Genomic DNA, 16,997 nt, shown 5'->3' on the forward strand with positions numbered 1-16,997 from the left:
TTCTGTCTATTTCACAATAGTGATATTTCACCTAAACAATATCTCCATCTATTTCACGTCAGTAATATTTCGCCGAAGGCTTATTTCAACATTACTTCATCTATATCCCTATTTCTTCCCATCGATGATCTCCTTGACCACCTCCGGATCCAGCAATGTAGAAATATCGCCCATGCTGTCAAGATTCCCTTCAGCCACCTTTCTGAGGATTCTTCGCATGATCTTCCCTGACCTGGTTTTTGGAAGTCCGGATACGATCTGGATTTTATCCGGTTTGGCTATCGGCCCAATGATTTTGGAAACAGTGGCTTTGATCTCATTGACCAAGTTCTCTTCTGTCCTATTTGTCATGTCACAAATCACATAAGCGTAGATTCCCTGACCTTTGACTTCATGTGGATACCCTACCACTGCCGATTCGATGACCAAAGGATGCTCATTGATCGCATTCTCGACTTCTGCCGTTCCCATTCTGTGTCCAGAGACGTTGATCACATCATCTACCCTACCCAGGATCCTATAGTAACCGTCATGGTCTCTTTTGACACCATCACCCGTAAAATACATCCCTTTGTATGTTGAGAAATAAGTCTGCTTGCATCTGTCATGATCTCCATAGGTCGTTCTGATCATTCCGGGCCAAGGAAACTTGATACACAGATTCCCCTCTACCGAATTCCCAGTGAGCTCTTTTCCTTCAGGATCGACAATACTCAGCTGCACTCCCGGGAGTGGCAATGTAGCAAAGGCAGGTTTGGTCGGGGTGATACCCGCAATAGGCGAAATCATAATCCCACCAGTTTCAGTCTGCCACCAAGTGTCTACAATCGGGCATTTTGTTTTACCAATATGTGTGTGATACCAATGCCAAGCTTCTTCATTGATCGGCTCTCCTACAGACCCCAAGACTTTTAATGAACTCAAATCGTAAGGCTCAATAGGATCTGTTCCATAGGCTTGCAAAGCCCTGATTGCTGTCGGAGCTGTATAAAACTGGTTGACCTTGTATTTCTCTACTACTGCCCAAAATCTTCCAGCATCGGGATATGTAGGTACTCCCTCAAACATAATGGAAGTGGCTCCAGCCAACAATGGCCCATAAACGATGTAAGAGTGCCCAGTGATCCACCCAACATCTGCCGTACACCAATAAACGTCCCCCGGAGAATATTGGAAGACATTTTCAAAAGAATACTTGGTGTACACCATATAGCCCCCTGTGGTATGCACTACTCCTTTTGGCTTTCCCGTAGATCCCGAAGTGTAGAGGATAAACAACATATCCTCGCTGTCCATTTCTTCAGCTGTATTGGTGTCAGCTTCCCCCTCGATCACTTCATGCCACCAATAGTCCCTACCTTCTTTCATCGTAACATCCTGTTCCGTCCTTTGGTACACAATGACAGTTTCTACAGATGATTTCTCCAAAGCTTCGTCGACAACTGCCTTTACGGGGATTTTTTTGCCACCCCTGAAATTCCCATCAGATGTCAACACTGCTTTTGCTCCGCAATCATTGATCCTGTCTGACAAGGCTGAGGAACTAAATCCTGCAAAAACCACAGAATGAATCGCTCCTATCCTAGCACAAGCCAACATTGCAATGGCAGCCTCTGGAACCATAGGCATATAGATGATCACCTTATCGCCTATTCCTATTCCTTTTGCTTTCAATGCATTTGAAAATCGGCAAACTTCGTGATAAAGCTCCCTGTAAGTTATCGTACGACCTGCTTCATTTGGGTCATTTGCTTCCCAGATGATGGCAGGCCTATCACCCAAAGTATATAAATGCCGCTCAAGGATATTCTCTGTAATATTCAACTTTCCATTCACGAACCACTTCACATCCGGCCCTTCAAAATCCCACTGTAAGACTTTATCCCATCTTTTTTTCCAATGAAAGGAATCCGCTATCCGCGCCCAAAACTCCTCTGGTTGTGTTACAGATTTTTGATATTCATGAAAGTATCCGCTAAGGGTATGAATTCTATCACTCATGGTATGGTTATTTTAGGATTTAAAATTTTAGATTTAATCAGTTCAATAAATTTTTCACTTTAGATACCAAGTCTTTGTTGCCAAATGGCTTGGTCATGTACAGATCAGCGCCAAGGTTGAGCCCTTTTTGGACATCCTGCTGCTTGCTCTTTGCAGAGAGGAACACCACTTTGATTTTTGCGTATTTCTCCTTGATGTATTTACAGACTTCATAGCCATCCACCTTTGGCATCATGATATCCAACAGGACTAGTTCGGGTTTGGTTTCCGTGATTATCTCCAAAGCCTCCTCTCCGTCCCTAGCTATAAAAACCATAAACCCTTCTTTTTTGAAGAGGTATTCCAAAGACAAAAGGATATTGGGTTCATCGTCTACTATCAAAATCTTGTTCATAATATTATCAATTGATTGACTTGGTTATATTTTGGGTTAATGGCAGAGAGAATTCAAATCGGGTTTTGTTTGACACTCTACTTACTTCTATTTTACCGTGATGGTATTCTACTATTTTTTTTGAAATAGCCAAACCCAAACCACTACCCAGTGGCTTTTTGCTGGTTTGGTTTCTTGCTTGAAAGAATTTGTCAAAGATATATGGCACTTCATCTTCAGGGATGCCTTTTCCATCATCCCAAACGCTTATCAACAAATCCTTCTCATTGACCTCTGCTTTGAGGACAACTGCCGTCTTGGCAAACTTGGAAGCATTGGAAAGGAGGTTCAAGATGACCTGCTTGATTCTATCCCTATCCATGGAAACCATCGCATCAAAATCCATCAAGCTATACTCGAACCGAAGTTTTTTTTCCTGGAAAATGTGCTTCATAGAATCAATCGCTTCCAAAATAAGCTTCCTTGAATCGGTATTTTCCAAATTCAACTCTTGCCTTCCTGAATCAAAACGCTCCAAATCCAAAACTTGGTCAATCAACCTACTCATTCTTTTGGTTTCCCCAATGATAATTTCCAAAAATCTTGCCCGATCCTCCTCAGGTAAGTTTTGATCTTGTAAAATTTCAGAAAATGCCCTGATTGATGTAATCGGAGTCCTCATTTCATGCGTGACGGTAGAGATAAACTCATCTTTCAGCATATCATTGAGTTGTAAAGATTCATTGAGTGTCCGCAATTTTTCCGAAGCTTTTTTCAATTCAAGACTATTTGATTTGAGCTGCTGGTTCAATGTCTTCAATTCCTGTGTCTCCTTCAAAATCCCCAATACTTCTTCCATGCTGATCTCCTCTTCCTTGACCACGGAAGCAACCATGATTCTTGCTGATGCAGATCCTATAATCCCGGAAAGCAATCGCTCAGAATAGTTTACCAATTCCGGATCGGCGTAAATCTTGTCATTTAACCTTTTTCCAGAGTTCTGTATGAAATCTTGGAGAGCCTCATCTGTTTTTACAGGTCCAATAAAATTAACCAACAATGTTTTCAAATCCGGCAAATACGCTTGCCCCTTCCAGATCACCGATGCATCCAAAGAAGTGCTGTACCTAAAAATATCAACAAAAATTACTGCTTGGTTATGTTCTTTGGAAGTCTGTTTGCTGAAAACCGAAATAAGGACATATAACATCGTATTCAAGGTCAAACTGTAGAACAAACCATGACTGATATAACTCAGCTCGGTAAATCCAAACAAGGACTGGGGTTTCAGATATGACAAACCAAACAATCCTTCGGTCATCAATGTGCCTGGCAGGTAGTCCGCACTGATCATGGTAGGTACAACGAGCGTATAAAACCAAATAATAAAGCCTGCAAGAATCCCAACCAATGCACCAAGCCTAGCCCCTTTTTTCCAAAAAATCCCCCCAATAATAGCTGGGGTAAACTGGGCAATGGCCACAAAGGAAATCAATCCAATAGAAACCAATGAAAATTGCCCGGCAATTTGCTTGTAGTATAAATATGCGGCAAAAATGATCATAAAAATGGCAAACCTCCTCGACCAAATCAGGATTTGACTAAGTTTATGCTGGTACTTTTTTTGAAAATGTTCATTGATCAGCAACAGAGGCATGACAAGGTTATTGCTCACCATGGTACTCAGTGCTATCGTGGATACGATAATCATACCGGTTGCAGCCGAAAACCCTCCCAAATAGACCAAGATCGCCAACCATTGCTGATCAAAGGCTATTGGGAATGCCAAGACAAAGGTATCCGCTTCATAAGTCCCTGCCGGAAAATGGACCAACCCACCAAATGCAATCGGCAACACAAAAACGTTGATCAACAATAAATATAAAGGGAAAAGCCACATTGCCGTATCAAGGTGTTTTTCATCCTTATTCTCTATCACACCCATCTGGAACTGTCTAGGCAAAAACAAAATCGCCATCATGGACAAAACACTCATCCAAAACCATTCAGAATTACTGCTCTCCCCCTGCATGACAAAGAGGTGATCCAATCCCTGTGCTGCCGCTTTATCAAAAATATCGGTAAAACCATCAAACACGAAGTAGGAAACAAATACCCCCACAATCAGAAATGCGATCAATTTGAAAATCGATTCAAATGCCACTGCCATGACCATCCCCTCATGCTGTGCTGTAGCTTCGATATCCCTTGTCCCAAACAAAACTGTAAACAAAGCCAGCACCAAAGCCAAGTAGAACGCTGTGTCCTGATAAAAAGGAAGGTTCGCCAAAGCCTCCGTGACTCCACCGCCCTGCAATATCTGAAAAGAAGAGGCGATACCTTTGATTTGGATAGATGTATATGGCAATATCCCCAAGAGGCAGACCATCGTCACCACACCACCCAAAGCTACATTTTTGCCATACCTGCTCGAAATAAAGTCAGCGATGGATGATATCCTCTGAACCTTGGATATCCTGATTATCTTCCGCATCACGATCCACCAGAGGGGCGCAACCAAACTTGGTCCTATATAAATCGTCAAAAACTCAAGACCATTTGTCGCTGCCCTGCCTACCGAACCATAATAAGTCCAAGCGGTACAATACACCGCCAAAGTCAAAGCGTAAATCGCAGGATGATTGGAGAGCGTTCTGCCTTTATTTGCAGAGCGTTCTGAAAACCAAGCTATCGCAAAAAGCAATGCCAAATAACCAAAGGTAAACGATATGATCAATGCATTGCTAAACATCCTTCTTCTTGAGTCTTTTGATAATCAAGAACGTGGCAATTATAATCCCCAACCAAATGGAGAAGACAAAAAGGAAAAGAGCCGGTATCCCAAACCAAACTTCTTGGATATTGTATATCGCCATAATGGGATAATTCAAAAGAATTATCCCAAAGAAAAACACTACCCACAAGTATTGATTTTTTAACGCTTCTTTCATTTGGGTCTTAATATATTCGTTTTTAGTCTGAAATCTTTCAGAGTTGTCTTGATCGTGGGATCCAGATCAAGGCAACCCCAAAACGGAAGACCATCGCTCCCAGAAATACTATTTGCGATTTCCTTTTGACATCCTGTTATTGAACCTTACTCTTTGTCAATGGTCATGCGCTTTGCCTGCACCTCTGGGGATTCTGATCTCCTGAATCATATCCTGTACATCCTGTGGGGGTGCAGGAGTCATTTTCGATACCATAAAGCATACGACGAAATTGATCAGCATCCCAATAGAACCGATTCCCTCAGGGGAGATCCCAAACAGCCAGTTATCCACACTGTTTAACTCTGGACTGATAAATTTGAAATATGAAATATAGCCAATGGTGAATATCAAGCCGGACAACATTCCTGCAATCGAGCCCTCTTTGTTCATCCTAGTGGAGAAAATCCCCATAATGATCACTGGGAAGAAAGACGCCGCAGCCAGTCCGAAAGCAAAAGCGACAACTTCCGCAACAAACCCAGGGGGATTGACACCAAAATACCCTGCCAATACTACTGCGCCGGCAGCGGAAAATCTTGCTATCAGCAATTCTCTTTTTTCGGTCATATTTGGCTTGAATGTCCTGAACAAATCCCTGGAAACTGAAGTGGAAATCACCAAAAGAAGTCCTGCTGCCGTAGAAAGTGCTGCTGCCATTCCCCCGGCAGCCACCAAGCCTATTACCCAATTCGGTAGATTTGCTATCTCAGGGCTTGCCAACACCATGATATCTTTGTCAATATTGAGTTCATTAGTCTCTGCATTTGCAGAATATTGCACGATCCCATCACCATTTTTATCATTCACGGAAATCAAATTGGTCTTCTCCCAATTTTCTACCCATTCAGGCAATTCATCTACAGGTTTGTCTGCGACAGTTTCGATTGCATTATAAATGCCAAATACAGCTACGGCAGGGGCTGTAGTATAGAGAATGGCAATAAATACCAACGCATATCCGGCAGAGAGACGGGCATCTTTTACTCTGGGAACAGTGAAAAAGCGGACAATCACATGTGGCAATCCTGCCGTACCTACCATCAAAGCCAGTGTAATGGCAAATATATCAGCCATCCCCTTTCTACCCGACGTGTATGCTACAAAACCAAGATCAGTCAAAACACCGTCCAATTTGTCCAAAAGATAACTTCCGTCAGCTACCGTACCTCCCATACCCAACTGTGGCACAGGATTGCCTGTCAACTGCATGGAAACGAATATGGCAGGTACCATAAAGGCAAATATCAAAACACAATATTGGGCTACCTGTGTGTAGGTAATCCCCTTCATTCCGCCCAAAACGGCATAAAAGAAAACGATACACATCCCGATAATCACTCCTGTATTGATATCTACTTCCAAATAGCGGGAGAATACGATCCCCACACCGCGCATCTGACCTGCTACATAAGTGAATGAAATAAATAGTGCGCAAATCACTGCCACCACCCGGGCTTTGTTGGAATAATAGCGATCCCCGACAAAATCAGGAACGGTGAATTTCCCGAATTTCCTCAAATAGGGGGCTAAAAGCAATGCCAAAAGGACATAGCCACCAGTCCAACCCATCAGATAAACAGAACCATCATATCCGGAAAAGGCAATGATGCCTGCCATGGAAATAAATGATGCTGCCGACATCCAATCAGCTGCCGTTGCCATTCCATTGGCAAGTGGGGATACACCTCCACCTGCTGTATAAAACTCTTTGGTAGAACCAGCCCTCGTATAAATCGCAATTCCTATGTAAAGGGCAAATGATGCTCCTACCAGTATATATGTCCAAGTTAAAATCTCCATTTATGGTTTCTTTGTGGGGTTATTCTTCGTTTACATCAAATTCCTTATCGAGCTGATTCATGCGTATGACATACGCAAAAATCAATATCACAAAAGAATAAATGGATCCTTGCTGGGCAAACCAAAATCCTAACTTGAAACCTCCAAGCCTGATGAAGTTGAGTTCTTCGACGAATAAAATTCCGCATCCAAAGGAGACTGCGAACCAAATAAAAAGCAGAACTCCCAAGATCTTGAGGTTCTTTTTCCAATAGGCTTCTTTACTAAATTTGTTTTTTGACATGGTTATTGGGTTGTTGATGCCATTTGACACCATTAAAATTGACTTTTTAAAGAATAGGTGATACTACTTCCACATCTAAATTGAAAAGTTACTGTAGAAAAGAAAAAATGTGAATAGTTTAATGGTAATTAATTATAGAGAAAAAATAATATTCTGCCTACCGGTTCTTGAACCTTTCCCACTTGATAATCATAAATTTGTCCCCCAACTCAGTGATCAACATTCCAGTATCGGTAAGATTCTCTTTAATAGCCATAAATTTGACCAATTCTGTGTGGTTTAGCACCCTATAGGTTGGTCTGTAATCATTGCTTTCAGGGACTTTTATTTTGTACTGCTTCACCCAATTCATGACCGAAACATGGCTTACTCCCAATATCCTTTCAATTTCCCTGTATGATATTCCTTCAATGTAGAGTTGGAGTGCTTTTACCACATAGTATTTGTCGATGGATTTACCGAGTTTGTTAACTGTAAAATGATAACCACATTTTTTACATTTAAACCTCTGTCTTCCGCCTACAACACCACTTTTCACAACTTGGACATGTTCACACTTGGGACATATTGGCTTCTCCATCAGACTCGGTTTTGGGCTTGGTATATTAATTTAGCGAAAGTATAATATTTTAGCAAGATATAAGTTTCTTTCAATAAAGAAAAGCCAATCGCCAAATTAAATACTGGAATTCGCATGCAATGCCAACTTTAAAAATCAAGAAAGCATTTCAAACGAAATCGCCAATGCAAAAGCCAGGATACTGATGATAACCTTGTTCAAATGAAACCGATGGTCTGGACTACTTTCAAAAAAGATCGTGGTGGAAATGTGCAAAAAGCCACCGGCAACCATTCCATAAAAGACATTGAGCGCTCCTCTTCCTATGAATTCCTGCTCAAACAACACCGAACTCAAGATCATCCCCAAAGGTGAGGCCAATGCAAATATGATCAGAAGCACAAAAACCCAACGTTTTTTCAAAGCACTCATCAATACAGCAACTAGGGCAAAGGCTTCCGGCCCTTTATGGAGCATAATCCCAAACATCAGGTTGTTACTGCCATGGTGATGGTGGTGGTGATGCCCTTCATGTGCAGCATGGTCATGCGCTACCAAGATCCCATCATGGGAAAGCAATGTCCCCTCCAAGAATGCATGTAAAAACAAACCTATCATCAATGTCCAAACTCCAGACTCAATCCCATGATGATGGCCATGGTGGTGGATATGACCATGCTCAACACCTGAAGAAAACAACTCCAATACCTGCTGCAAGAGAAATCCCAACAGGATATACAAGCCCATATTGGTGGCATCATCTGTGCCTACAAACAACTCAGGGAGTATGTGTAGCACCGTAATCGCAAACAGGTAAGAGCCTGCAAAAACCAAAATAAGCTTGAAATACCTTTCTTGCCAGCTAGGTATAAAATAAGCAAGACTACCCGCTATCAAAGCGGTGAAAAACAGCAATAGGAAATTCACTAACATGCTAAATCAAAATTTGGGCTGGTGGATATTATTGTGGAACGGTAAATGATAAAAAAGGCTTGAGTCCCTCACTTGCATAAGATGATGTCTCCCCATTCTCATCGCTGTATATCAAGAATATTTCAAAATCAGCATTTTTCTGTAATTCTATTGCTTTCTCCGTACCCATGACCATCAAGGCAGTGGCTAATGCATCTGCGTACATGCAGTTTTCCGCCAAGACTGTTGCGCTCAAAAGCCCATGGTTCACAGGCCTTCCTGTTTTGGGATTGATGGTGTGGGATATTTTTTTCCCTTCCAATTCATAGTAGTTTCTATAATTTCCAGAAGTCGCCATTCCTTGGTTATCCATGGCTACGATGCTATAAAGATCATTTGTACTCACCCCTTCTTCCGGCCTGTTGATCCCCACTTTCCATAGCTCCCCTTCAGCATTCACTCCCTTTGCAACCAATTCACCCCCGATTTCGACCAACATATTTTGGATGCCATTTGCTTCTAGGAAATCCGCCACCACATCCACTGCCAAACCCTTTGCTACAGCAGAAAAATCCAAATACATCCCGGGTCTCGTTTTCCAGACTTTTTTCTGATCAAAATGAATGGCAGAAAAATCGACCATTCTAAGCATCGCATCGATATTCACACTGTCTTTCAACTGTGGTCCTCCAGGACCAAAACCCCAAAGATTCACCATCGGACCTACAGTCGGGTCAAATGCCCCACCGGTCAGTTCAAATACCTTTCTGCTAGTCTCCAATACCTCCGGAAAATAAGTTGACCCAAAAAACAAAGTGTCTGTCCGATTGAATGTACTGATTTCGGAGTCTGGGATATAAGTGGACAAAGACTGGTTGAAATCCACAAGTATAGAGTCGATTTCTACTTTAAAGTTACGGGAATCCTTATCCAAATAGACAACTCTGTAAGTAATAGACCCCATTGTTTTTCCAGAAACCACTACTTTATCAGAAGAGACTTCAACTACTTGCTCAATCGGCTTTTGTTGGTTTTGTCTGTATAGATAGACGATCGCTATCAGAAGAAAAAGAATAATTGAGTATATTATATTCTTGTTCGCATTACTACGCATAGAGTTTATTTTTTTGCGAATTTAAGTCTAATTTTTGAATTTCTGGGTCGAAACAGCCAAAGTTGCAATACGATTGCAATGGGTAATTGGAAAAATCATTTATCTTTTTGCCTTGGCTGAATTTTCTATCTTTGTACCTATTGAATTTGATACCATGAGAGAAGATTATTTAAGCGGAGACGATGAGCATTTGAGCCCTAAGGACAAGGAGATCGAAAAAGCCCTCCGTCCTTTGAGTTTTGATGACTTTACGGGACAGCATAAGATTGTTGAAAACTTGAAAATTTTCGTCTTGGCTGCAAAAAGGAGGCAAGAACCCCTTGACCATGTCTTGCTGCATGGCCCTCCGGGGTTGGGCAAGACTACCTTGAGTAATATTATTGCCAACGAATTGCAGGCAGGCATCAAAATCACATCCGGTCCTGTTCTTGACAAACCCTCTGATTTGGCGGGACTTTTGACCAACCTTGAAGAAGGGGATGTATTGTTTATAGACGAGATTCATAGGCTCAATCCTATCGTAGAGGAATATCTGTATTCAGCCATGGAAGATTTTAGGATCGATATCATGTTGGATTCAGGTCCGAATGCACGATCTGTGCAAATCTCTTTAAGCCCATTTACGCTTATTGGTGCGACAACCAGGTCAGGATTACTTACCTCTCCTCTACGGGCAAGGTTTGGGATCAATTCCAGATTGGAATATTATGACGCAAAATTGCTGACAGACATCGTCATCCGATCAGCAAGTATCCTCCAAACTCCCATTGATGAAATTGCTGCGTTTGAAATTGCCAGAAGAAGCCGTGGTACGCCAAGGATTGCCAATATGCTCCTTCGCAGAACGCGGGATTTTGCAGAGATCAAAGGAAATGGCACCATCACCTTGGATATTGCAAAATTTGCCCTGAATGCATTGGATGTAGATGAAAATGGCCTGGACGAAATGGACAACAGAATCCTGATGACCATCATCGAAAAATTCAAAGGTGGCCCTGTTGGTCTCGGAACCATAGCTACAGCATGTGGGGAAGAAGCAGAGACGATCGAAGAAGTATACGAGCCTTTCTTGATCCAAGAAGGATACCTCAAGCGTACTGCCCGGGGAAGAATGGCGACAGAATTGGCCTACAAACACCTGAAGATCAAACCGAATTTCGGAAGTGAAACAGGCAGTTTGTTTTCATAATTCAGGTTTACTGAAATATAACTGAAGTGAAATAGGTAGAAATATAGCTTCGCTGAAATATGCCTTCGGCGAAATATTATTGAAATAGATATTGGTGGATATTTGATTCCTGATATTGATAGATACTAGGGTTCACTTTCATGGTTGGGTTGAAATAATCTCTACCTTTCTTTAGAAAGGTTCGCGAAACATCCCTTTGGTGAGACATATGGGAATAGATTAATTCAAATCATATCTGATACCCCAAATTATTTCTATTGTATTTCAACCCTATTTTCACTGTATTTCTATCTTCTTATCGAAAAAATAAACCATTTTACTTACATTAAATGAGCTCCCTTATCTCCAAAGATAAATATGCCCAAATCATAAAAACCCAGGCCAAAAACCTGGGCTTTGAGTTCTGTGGGATTTCGAAAGCAGGATTTTTGGAAGAAGAAGCCCCAAGGCTTGAAGCTTGGCTCAACCAAAACTACCATGGCCAAATGGGGTATTTGGCTAACAATTTTGACAAAAGGCTAGACCCGACGAAACTCGTGGAGGGAGCAAAGACAGTCGTAAGCTTAATCTATAATTACGCTCCACCAAAAAAGATTACTACAAACCCAAAGGATTACAAAATTGCCAAATATGCCTATGGCAAGGATTATCATTTTGTAATCAAGGATAAGTTGAAGGACTTATTGCAAAAACTGAATGAAGAGATTGGTGAAATCGGCGGAAGGGCCTTTGTCGACTCTGCTCCCGTAATGGAGAGGCAATGGGCCAAAAAATCCGGACTGGGCTGGACAGGCAAAAACAGCCTATTGCTCAACAGGCAAATGGGTAGTTTCTTTTTCATTGCAGAGCTGATCATAGACCTGGAAGTGAGTCCCGATACACCAATGACCAAGGATTATTGCGGAAGTTGTACCAAATGTATCGATGCTTGCCCGACAGATGCCATCGTCCAACCGGGTGTGGTAGATGGCTCAAAATGCATTTCATATTTTACGATCGAGCTTAAGGATCAAATTCCCACAGAAGTGAAAGGCAAATTTGAAAATTGGATTTTTGGATGTGATATCTGTCAGGATGTTTGTCCATGGAATAGATTTTCGAAGCCACATCAGGAGCCAGACTTTTTGCCTCACCCAGAGCTTGAAGGTTTTTCGGGAAAAGATTGGGAAGAAATAACCCAAGAGACATTCAACAAGGTATTCCAGAAATCAGCTGTAAAGCGGACCAAATTGGAAGGGTTGAAAAGAAACATAGCTTTTCTGAAAAAATGAAAACATAAAAAAAGGCTCTTTTCAGAGCCTTTAGGTTTTTTAACCTGCAAGTTTGACAAAATATTTGTTAAGTACTGGTTCGTAAATACGGGAAAACGTCCTGTAACACCAGGCCTTAAATTCACTGATCTCTGCTGGTAGGATCAAATTAAGGCTTTTTCTCAGCTCTTTTTCGAAGAGCGCTTTGTCAAAACTCACTTTCAATAAGATGGTTTTAACGTATTCTAGCATGGCTCAAAATGTATTAGGTTAAACAGAATCAATTTTTATAATGATACGATACTACTTCTGGTTTGTTGCGTTTAAAATATAAAGTTAATTTGCGGTTATATTTTGAAACAGACAACTATGATAAGAACGACGACCACCTGGGTTTTGGTATTTATTCTCGGCTTTATTTGCTCAAGTGTGTTAGCTCAAGAAGTAAAGATCGAACTCGGTCCCAGTGAAATCGCCCTGAATGAAAACTTTACAATCAAGGTAACGATTTCGGACGATAAAATCAAATCTTATGACCAGTTTCCCGAAATTGTTGGTTTCCAAAAACAGGGGATTTCCCAATCCTCGTCCATGAATATCATCAATGGACAGATGAGTAGCACCAACAGCATCATCCAGTATTATCGACCTAGTAGAAAAGGTGAGTTTGAAGTACCAAATTTCACAGTAAAAATCAATGGCAATGACTACGCTTCCAATGGAAAAAACATCACGGTAGTAGATGCAAGGTCAACCCAACGGCAATCGAGTGCTTCCGATCCATTTGATGACATGTTTGGCAGGTCAAGGGAAGAGCCAGAGTTTATTGAAATTGATGATGAAGCATTTTTTGCAACTTCGGTAGACAAACCAGAAGTCTTTGTTGGCGAAGGGGTAAATGTCAGTTTGGCATTCTATATAGCAGAAGCCAATCAGGCGACATTCAGCTGGCATGAACCAGGTAGGCAACTGGATGGGATTCTCAAAAAACTCAAGCCAAGCAATGCCTGGGAGGAGAATTTCAATATCACGAGTATCCAGCCTGAAAGAGTAAGTATCAATGGAAAAAACTGGATCAAATACAAGGTTTATGAAGCTACATTTTTCCCTTTCTCTGAAGGTGAAATAAACATCCCTTCCATTTCTTGGGAAATGATCAAATACAAAGTTGCCAAAAACCCCACTTTCTTTGGAAGCAATAGGTTGGAAGATTTCAAAACCTTCTATTCCGCAGCAAAATCAATCAAAGTCAAACCATTGCCTCCGCATCCCCTTAGGAATGAAGTCAGCATTGGGGTTTTTCAACTCAGGGAAAACATCAAAGAACTCAATGCCGAAACAGGGGAAGGTATCACCTATAATTTCGGGATTTCAGGTGAGGGAAATGTCAACTCCATCTCCAAACCAAAGACAAAACAAATCCAAAAGCTCAATACTTACGATCCCAATGTAAGACAGCAGGTCAATAGAGGCATGGGCAAAGTCACCGGCATCAAAGAATTCAGCTACTATATGACCATCAATGAACCCGGAGAAGTGGCACTGGCGGACCATTTTGAATGGATATATTTCAATCCAAACCTGGCGAAATACGACACACTCCGTCCGAAAGCTATCCTGAATATCACAGGAGAATCTAAGGTAAACCAGGCAATTTCCAATCAACGTCTTGGTGGAATATACGATTTGATAGAAGTTGAGAACAATAAACTTTTAAACCAGCGATATAAGTACTATTTTTCCATCTTTATCAATTTATTATTGGCAGTTTCAATAGTTTTGTTGGCTGTCTTGATTATGAAAAAGCGGTAATGGGTAATTCATTTGGAAAACTATTTAGAATAAGCACCTTTGGTGAGTCACACGGAAAAGGGCTGGGAGTAATCATCGATGGCTGTCCGGCAGGTTTGAAAATCGACGAGGAGTATATCAGAAATGAAATGCAGCGGAGAAAACCCGGACAATCCAAAATCACCACCCAAAGAAAAGAAGAGGATGAGTTCCAGATTCTATCGGGGGTTTTTGAAGGAAAAAGCACCGGCACACCCATTGGGATGGTTATCATGAATACTGACCAAAAGAGTAAAGATTATGGTCATATCGCAGATAAATTCAGACCTTCCCATGCAGATTATACCTACCAAGAAAAGTATGGAATCCGCGATTACAGGGGAGGCGGAAGAAGTAGTGCAAGGGAAACCTCTGCCCGTGTAGCTGCAGGTGCTATTGCAAAACTGATGTTAAAACATTTTGGGATCAGTATCCAAGCCTATGTCAGCCAAGTTGGTGACCTCAAGTTGGAGAAATCCTATCTGGACTTAGACCTTGACCAAACAGAAAACAACATCATCCGTTGTCCTGATCCGGTAATGGCTGAAAAGATGATCGATTTCATAGACGAAATCCGAAAATCCAGAGACACCGTAGGAGGTGTGGTATCATGCGTTGCCAAGGGAGTTCCTCCAGGACTGGGAGAACCTGTATTTGACCGCCTGAATGCAGAATTGGGGAAAGCCATGCTTAGCATCAATGCCGTCAAGGGTTTTGAATATGGCAGTGGATTCGAAGGGGTCAAAATGCGTGGCTCGGAACACAATGACATCTTTTACACAGAGGGTGATAAGGTCAAAACGCGCACCAACTACAGCGGAGGAATACAAGGTGGTATTTCAAACGGCGAGGATATTTACTTCAAAGTAGCTTTTAAGCCCGTAGCAACTATCATGATCGATCAAGAATCGGTGAATGAAGTGGGGGAATCTGTAACTGTTTCCGGAAAAGGGAGGCATGACCCATGTGTAGTACCTAGAGCTGTACCTATTGTAGAAGCTATGGGAGCTTTGGTTTTGGCAGATTATCTGCTGATCAGCAGGGCGAATAAGTTGTAATAAATTAACCCAAATATTATGTTTAAAAAAATACCGTTACACACCCAGATCATTGCTGGATTGGTGCTAGGTTTGGTTTTCGGATTGGTCATTATACAGTTTGGAATCTCACCGGATTTCACGATAGACTATATCAAACCGATTGGCACAATTTTTATCAATTCCCTCAAAATGATTGCTGTTCCTTTGGTTTTTGCTTCATTGATCGTTGGGGTTTCCAATTTGGGTGATATCTCCAAACTTTCACGGATCGGTGGAAAAACCATCTTTACATATATATTCACAACAGTGATTGCGATTTCTCTGGGATTGGCGCTGGTCAATATCTTCCAGCCTGGCAAAAGTTTGCCAAATGACACCAAAGAAAACCTAATGGCACTATATGATGATGCCGCTGGCTCTAAGACCAAACAAGCTGAAGCAATTCAAAATCAAAGTCCTTTACAACCTTTGGTAGACATTGTTCCCGAGAATTTGTTTAATGCTGCTTCTGACAATTCGTTGATGCTGCAGGTAGTGTTCTTTGCAATTATCATGGGGATTGCCCTTCTTCAGATTCCCAAGAAAAAATCCCAACCAGTCATTGCGTTTTTTGATGGCATCAATGATGTCATTATTAAAATCGTAGGCTTCATCATGTTGATTGCTCCCTATGGTGTTTTCGCATTGATGGCTTCCTTGATAGTGGAAATTGCAGGCGAAAACCCAGAGTCAGCTTTCGTCCTGCTATATGCCTTGTTGAAATACAGCTTGGTGGTTGTAGGTGGATTGTTTTTGATGGCATTTGTGGTTTATCCCTCCATCTTGAAAGGCTTTACCAAAATCAGTTATATGCATTTCTTCAAAGCCATACGCCCAGCGCAGTTATTGGCTTTCTCGACTAGTTCCAGTTCAGCTACTTTGCCGGTGACGATGAAGCAGGTTGAGGAAGAAATCGGTGTTTCTGAAGAAGTCAGCAGTTTTGTTTTACCCTTGGGAGCTACCATCAACATGGATGGTACCAGCTTGTATCAGGGAGTTGCAGCTGTCTTTATTGCCCAGGCTTTGGGTATGGATTTGAGCCTTACACAACAGTTGACGATCGTCCTGACAGCCACATTGGCTTCTATCGGTTCGGCAGGTGTTCCTGGGGCAGGCTTGATCATGTTGATCATCGTATTGGAGTCAATCAATGTTCCGGCAGCGGGTATCGCATTGATCATTGCTCCTGATAGGATCTTGGATATGTTCAGGACAGCTGTCAATGTAACCGGGGATGCTGCGGTCTGTTGCGTAGTAGCCAGTACAGAAGGGGAACTTCCTACGGGATTGATTAGAGATTCCAATCCTTTGACTCCAAATGTGGATGATTTAGAAGAAAAGTAAGGTTTACCTCACATAATGATATAAAAAGCTGTCTTGGTAACGAGACAGCTTTTTTTTGTGGAAGGACAGTATCTTTAGCTTCCCCCATTATTATTTTGCAAAGCAAATGGGAGCTGATTTTTCCATTTTGATTTACGATTAACTGCATTCTACACAACATATCAAAACACCTGTCTGTACAACTACAGATAATCCTGTTTTGAAAATATTTTTTACCTAAAACAAAATTTATTTGAGTATGATTAGATTGGCTATCAGAATTGTTTGTAA

General features: G+C 41.6%; 14 protein-coding genes. 5 read left to right on the forward strand and 9 right to left on the reverse strand.

All coding sequences use genetic code 11. The features are described from left to right. Positions 1-108 precede the first annotated feature (108 nt). From acs to ACFSKL_RS13755, 8 genes are all read right to left on the reverse strand, one after another. Entirely contained in the window at positions 109-2,001 is a 1,893-nt protein-coding gene (acs, locus tag ACFSKL_RS13720; protein WP_376886832.1) for an acetate--CoA ligase, read from the reverse strand. 37 nt (positions 2,002-2,038) lie between these two features. Next, on the reverse strand, positions 2,039-2,395 hold the full coding sequence (locus ACFSKL_RS13725) for a response regulator transcription factor (RefSeq protein WP_376886834.1): 357 nt from the start codon (positions 2,393-2,395) through the stop codon (positions 2,039-2,041). Positions 2,396-2,402: 7 nt separating this feature from the next. After that, positions 2,403-5,126, reverse strand: coding sequence for an ATP-binding protein (locus ACFSKL_RS13730; RefSeq protein WP_376886835.1), 2,724 nt, complete (start codon positions 5,124-5,126; stop codon positions 2,403-2,405). A 355-nt stretch (positions 5,127-5,481) separates the two neighbouring features. Further along, positions 5,482-7,167 (reverse strand): sodium:solute symporter family protein, encoded by a 1,686-nt coding sequence (locus tag ACFSKL_RS13735; protein WP_376886837.1) that lies wholly within the window; start codon positions 7,165-7,167, stop codon positions 5,482-5,484. A gap of 19 nt (positions 7,168-7,186) precedes the next feature. Further along, entirely contained in the window at positions 7,187-7,450 is a 264-nt protein-coding gene (locus tag ACFSKL_RS13740) for a DUF4212 domain-containing protein (protein WP_376886839.1), read from the reverse strand. 157 nt (positions 7,451-7,607) lie between these two features. Further along, positions 7,608-8,030, reverse strand: coding sequence for an IS1/IS1595 family N-terminal zinc-binding domain-containing protein (locus tag ACFSKL_RS13745; RefSeq protein ID WP_376886841.1), 423 nt, complete (start codon positions 8,028-8,030; stop codon positions 7,608-7,610). A 135-nt stretch (positions 8,031-8,165) separates the two neighbouring features. Then, positions 8,166-8,942, reverse strand: coding sequence for a ZIP family metal transporter (locus ACFSKL_RS13750; RefSeq protein ID WP_376886843.1), 777 nt, complete (start codon positions 8,940-8,942; stop codon positions 8,166-8,168). 28 nt (positions 8,943-8,970) lie between these two features. Next, a complete protein-coding gene (locus tag ACFSKL_RS13755; RefSeq protein ID WP_376886845.1) occupies positions 8,971-10,035 on the reverse strand; it encodes an FAD:protein FMN transferase in 1,065 nt (354 codons plus the stop codon). Positions 10,036-10,189: 154 nt separating this feature from the next. Between ACFSKL_RS13755 and ruvB the strand changes: the two genes are divergently transcribed. Together ruvB and queG are read left to right on the forward strand one after the other, a co-directional pair. Continuing rightward, positions 10,190-11,224, forward strand: coding sequence for a Holliday junction branch migration DNA helicase RuvB (gene ruvB / locus ACFSKL_RS13760; protein ID WP_376886846.1), 1,035 nt, complete (start codon positions 10,190-10,192; stop codon positions 11,222-11,224). 329 nt (positions 11,225-11,553) lie between these two features. Then, positions 11,554-12,495, forward strand: coding sequence for a tRNA epoxyqueuosine(34) reductase QueG (gene queG, locus ACFSKL_RS13765; RefSeq protein ID WP_376886847.1), 942 nt, complete (start codon positions 11,554-11,556; stop codon positions 12,493-12,495). 39 nt (positions 12,496-12,534) lie between these two features. On the opposite strand, the gene ACFSKL_RS13770 is transcribed toward queG, so the two are convergent. Beyond that, positions 12,535-12,726 (reverse strand): hypothetical protein, encoded by a 192-nt coding sequence (locus ACFSKL_RS13770; RefSeq protein WP_376886849.1) that lies wholly within the window; start codon positions 12,724-12,726, stop codon positions 12,535-12,537. Positions 12,727-12,843: 117 nt separating this feature from the next. Between ACFSKL_RS13770 and ACFSKL_RS13775 the strand changes: the two genes are divergently transcribed. From ACFSKL_RS13775 to ACFSKL_RS13785, 3 genes are read left to right on the forward strand one after another with little or no spacing between them, the layout of a single operon-like run. After that, complete coding sequence (locus tag ACFSKL_RS13775) at positions 12,844-14,286, forward strand: BatD family protein (RefSeq protein WP_376886850.1); 1,443 nt, start codon at positions 12,844-12,846, stop codon at positions 14,284-14,286. Continuing rightward, positions 14,286-15,362, forward strand: a complete 1,077-nt coding sequence (gene aroC / locus ACFSKL_RS13780; protein WP_376886852.1) for a chorismate synthase — start codon at positions 14,286-14,288, stop codon at positions 15,360-15,362. The genes ACFSKL_RS13775 and aroC overlap by 1 nt, the downstream gene beginning before the upstream one ends. A gap of 18 nt (positions 15,363-15,380) precedes the next feature. Beyond that, entirely contained in the window at positions 15,381-16,727 is a 1,347-nt protein-coding gene (locus ACFSKL_RS13785; RefSeq protein ID WP_376886853.1) for a dicarboxylate/amino acid:cation symporter, read from the forward strand. Positions 16,728-16,997: the final 270 nt, after the last annotated feature.

It is taken from the genome of Belliella marina (assembly GCF_042682445.1).
Lineage (GTDB): Bacteria > Bacteroidota > Bacteroidia > Cytophagales > Cyclobacteriaceae > Belliella > Belliella marina.

What these genes read in the sequence shown, in the direction of transcription:
- acs (WP_376886832.1), bottom strand. Translation starts at nt 2,001, where the DNA reads ATGAGTGATAGAATTCATACCCTTAGCGGATACTTTCATGAATATCAA.
- ACFSKL_RS13725 (WP_376886834.1), bottom strand. Translation starts at nt 2,395, where the DNA reads ATGAACAAGATTTTGATAGTAGACGATGAACCCAATATCCTTTTGTCT.
- ACFSKL_RS13730 (WP_376886835.1), bottom strand. Translation starts at nt 5,126, where the DNA reads ATGTTTAGCAATGCATTGATCATATCGTTTACCTTTGGTTATTTGGCA.
- ACFSKL_RS13735 (WP_376886837.1), bottom strand. Translation starts at nt 7,167, where the DNA reads ATGGAGATTTTAACTTGGACATATATACTGGTAGGAGCATCATTTGCC.
- ACFSKL_RS13740 (WP_376886839.1), bottom strand. Translation starts at nt 7,450, where the DNA reads ATGTCAAAAAACAAATTTAGTAAAGAAGCCTATTGGAAAAAGAACCTC.
- ACFSKL_RS13745 (WP_376886841.1), bottom strand. Translation starts at nt 8,030, where the DNA reads ATGGAGAAGCCAATATGTCCCAAGTGTGAACATGTCCAAGTTGTGAAA.
- ACFSKL_RS13750 (WP_376886843.1), bottom strand. Translation starts at nt 8,942, where the DNA reads ATGTTAGTGAATTTCCTATTGCTGTTTTTCACCGCTTTGATAGCGGGT.
- ACFSKL_RS13755 (WP_376886845.1), bottom strand. Translation starts at nt 10,035, where the DNA reads ATGCGTAGTAATGCGAACAAGAATATAATATACTCAATTATTCTTTTT.
- ruvB (WP_376886846.1), top strand. Translation starts at nt 10,190, where the DNA reads ATGAGAGAAGATTATTTAAGCGGAGACGATGAGCATTTGAGCCCTAAG.
- queG (WP_376886847.1), top strand. Translation starts at nt 11,554, where the DNA reads ATGAGCTCCCTTATCTCCAAAGATAAATATGCCCAAATCATAAAAACC.
- ACFSKL_RS13770 (WP_376886849.1), bottom strand. Translation starts at nt 12,726, where the DNA reads ATGCTAGAATACGTTAAAACCATCTTATTGAAAGTGAGTTTTGACAAA.
- ACFSKL_RS13775 (WP_376886850.1), top strand. Translation starts at nt 12,844, where the DNA reads ATGATAAGAACGACGACCACCTGGGTTTTGGTATTTATTCTCGGCTTT.
- aroC (WP_376886852.1), top strand. Translation starts at nt 14,286, where the DNA reads ATGGGTAATTCATTTGGAAAACTATTTAGAATAAGCACCTTTGGTGAG.
- ACFSKL_RS13785 (WP_376886853.1), top strand. Translation starts at nt 15,381, where the DNA reads ATGTTTAAAAAAATACCGTTACACACCCAGATCATTGCTGGATTGGTG.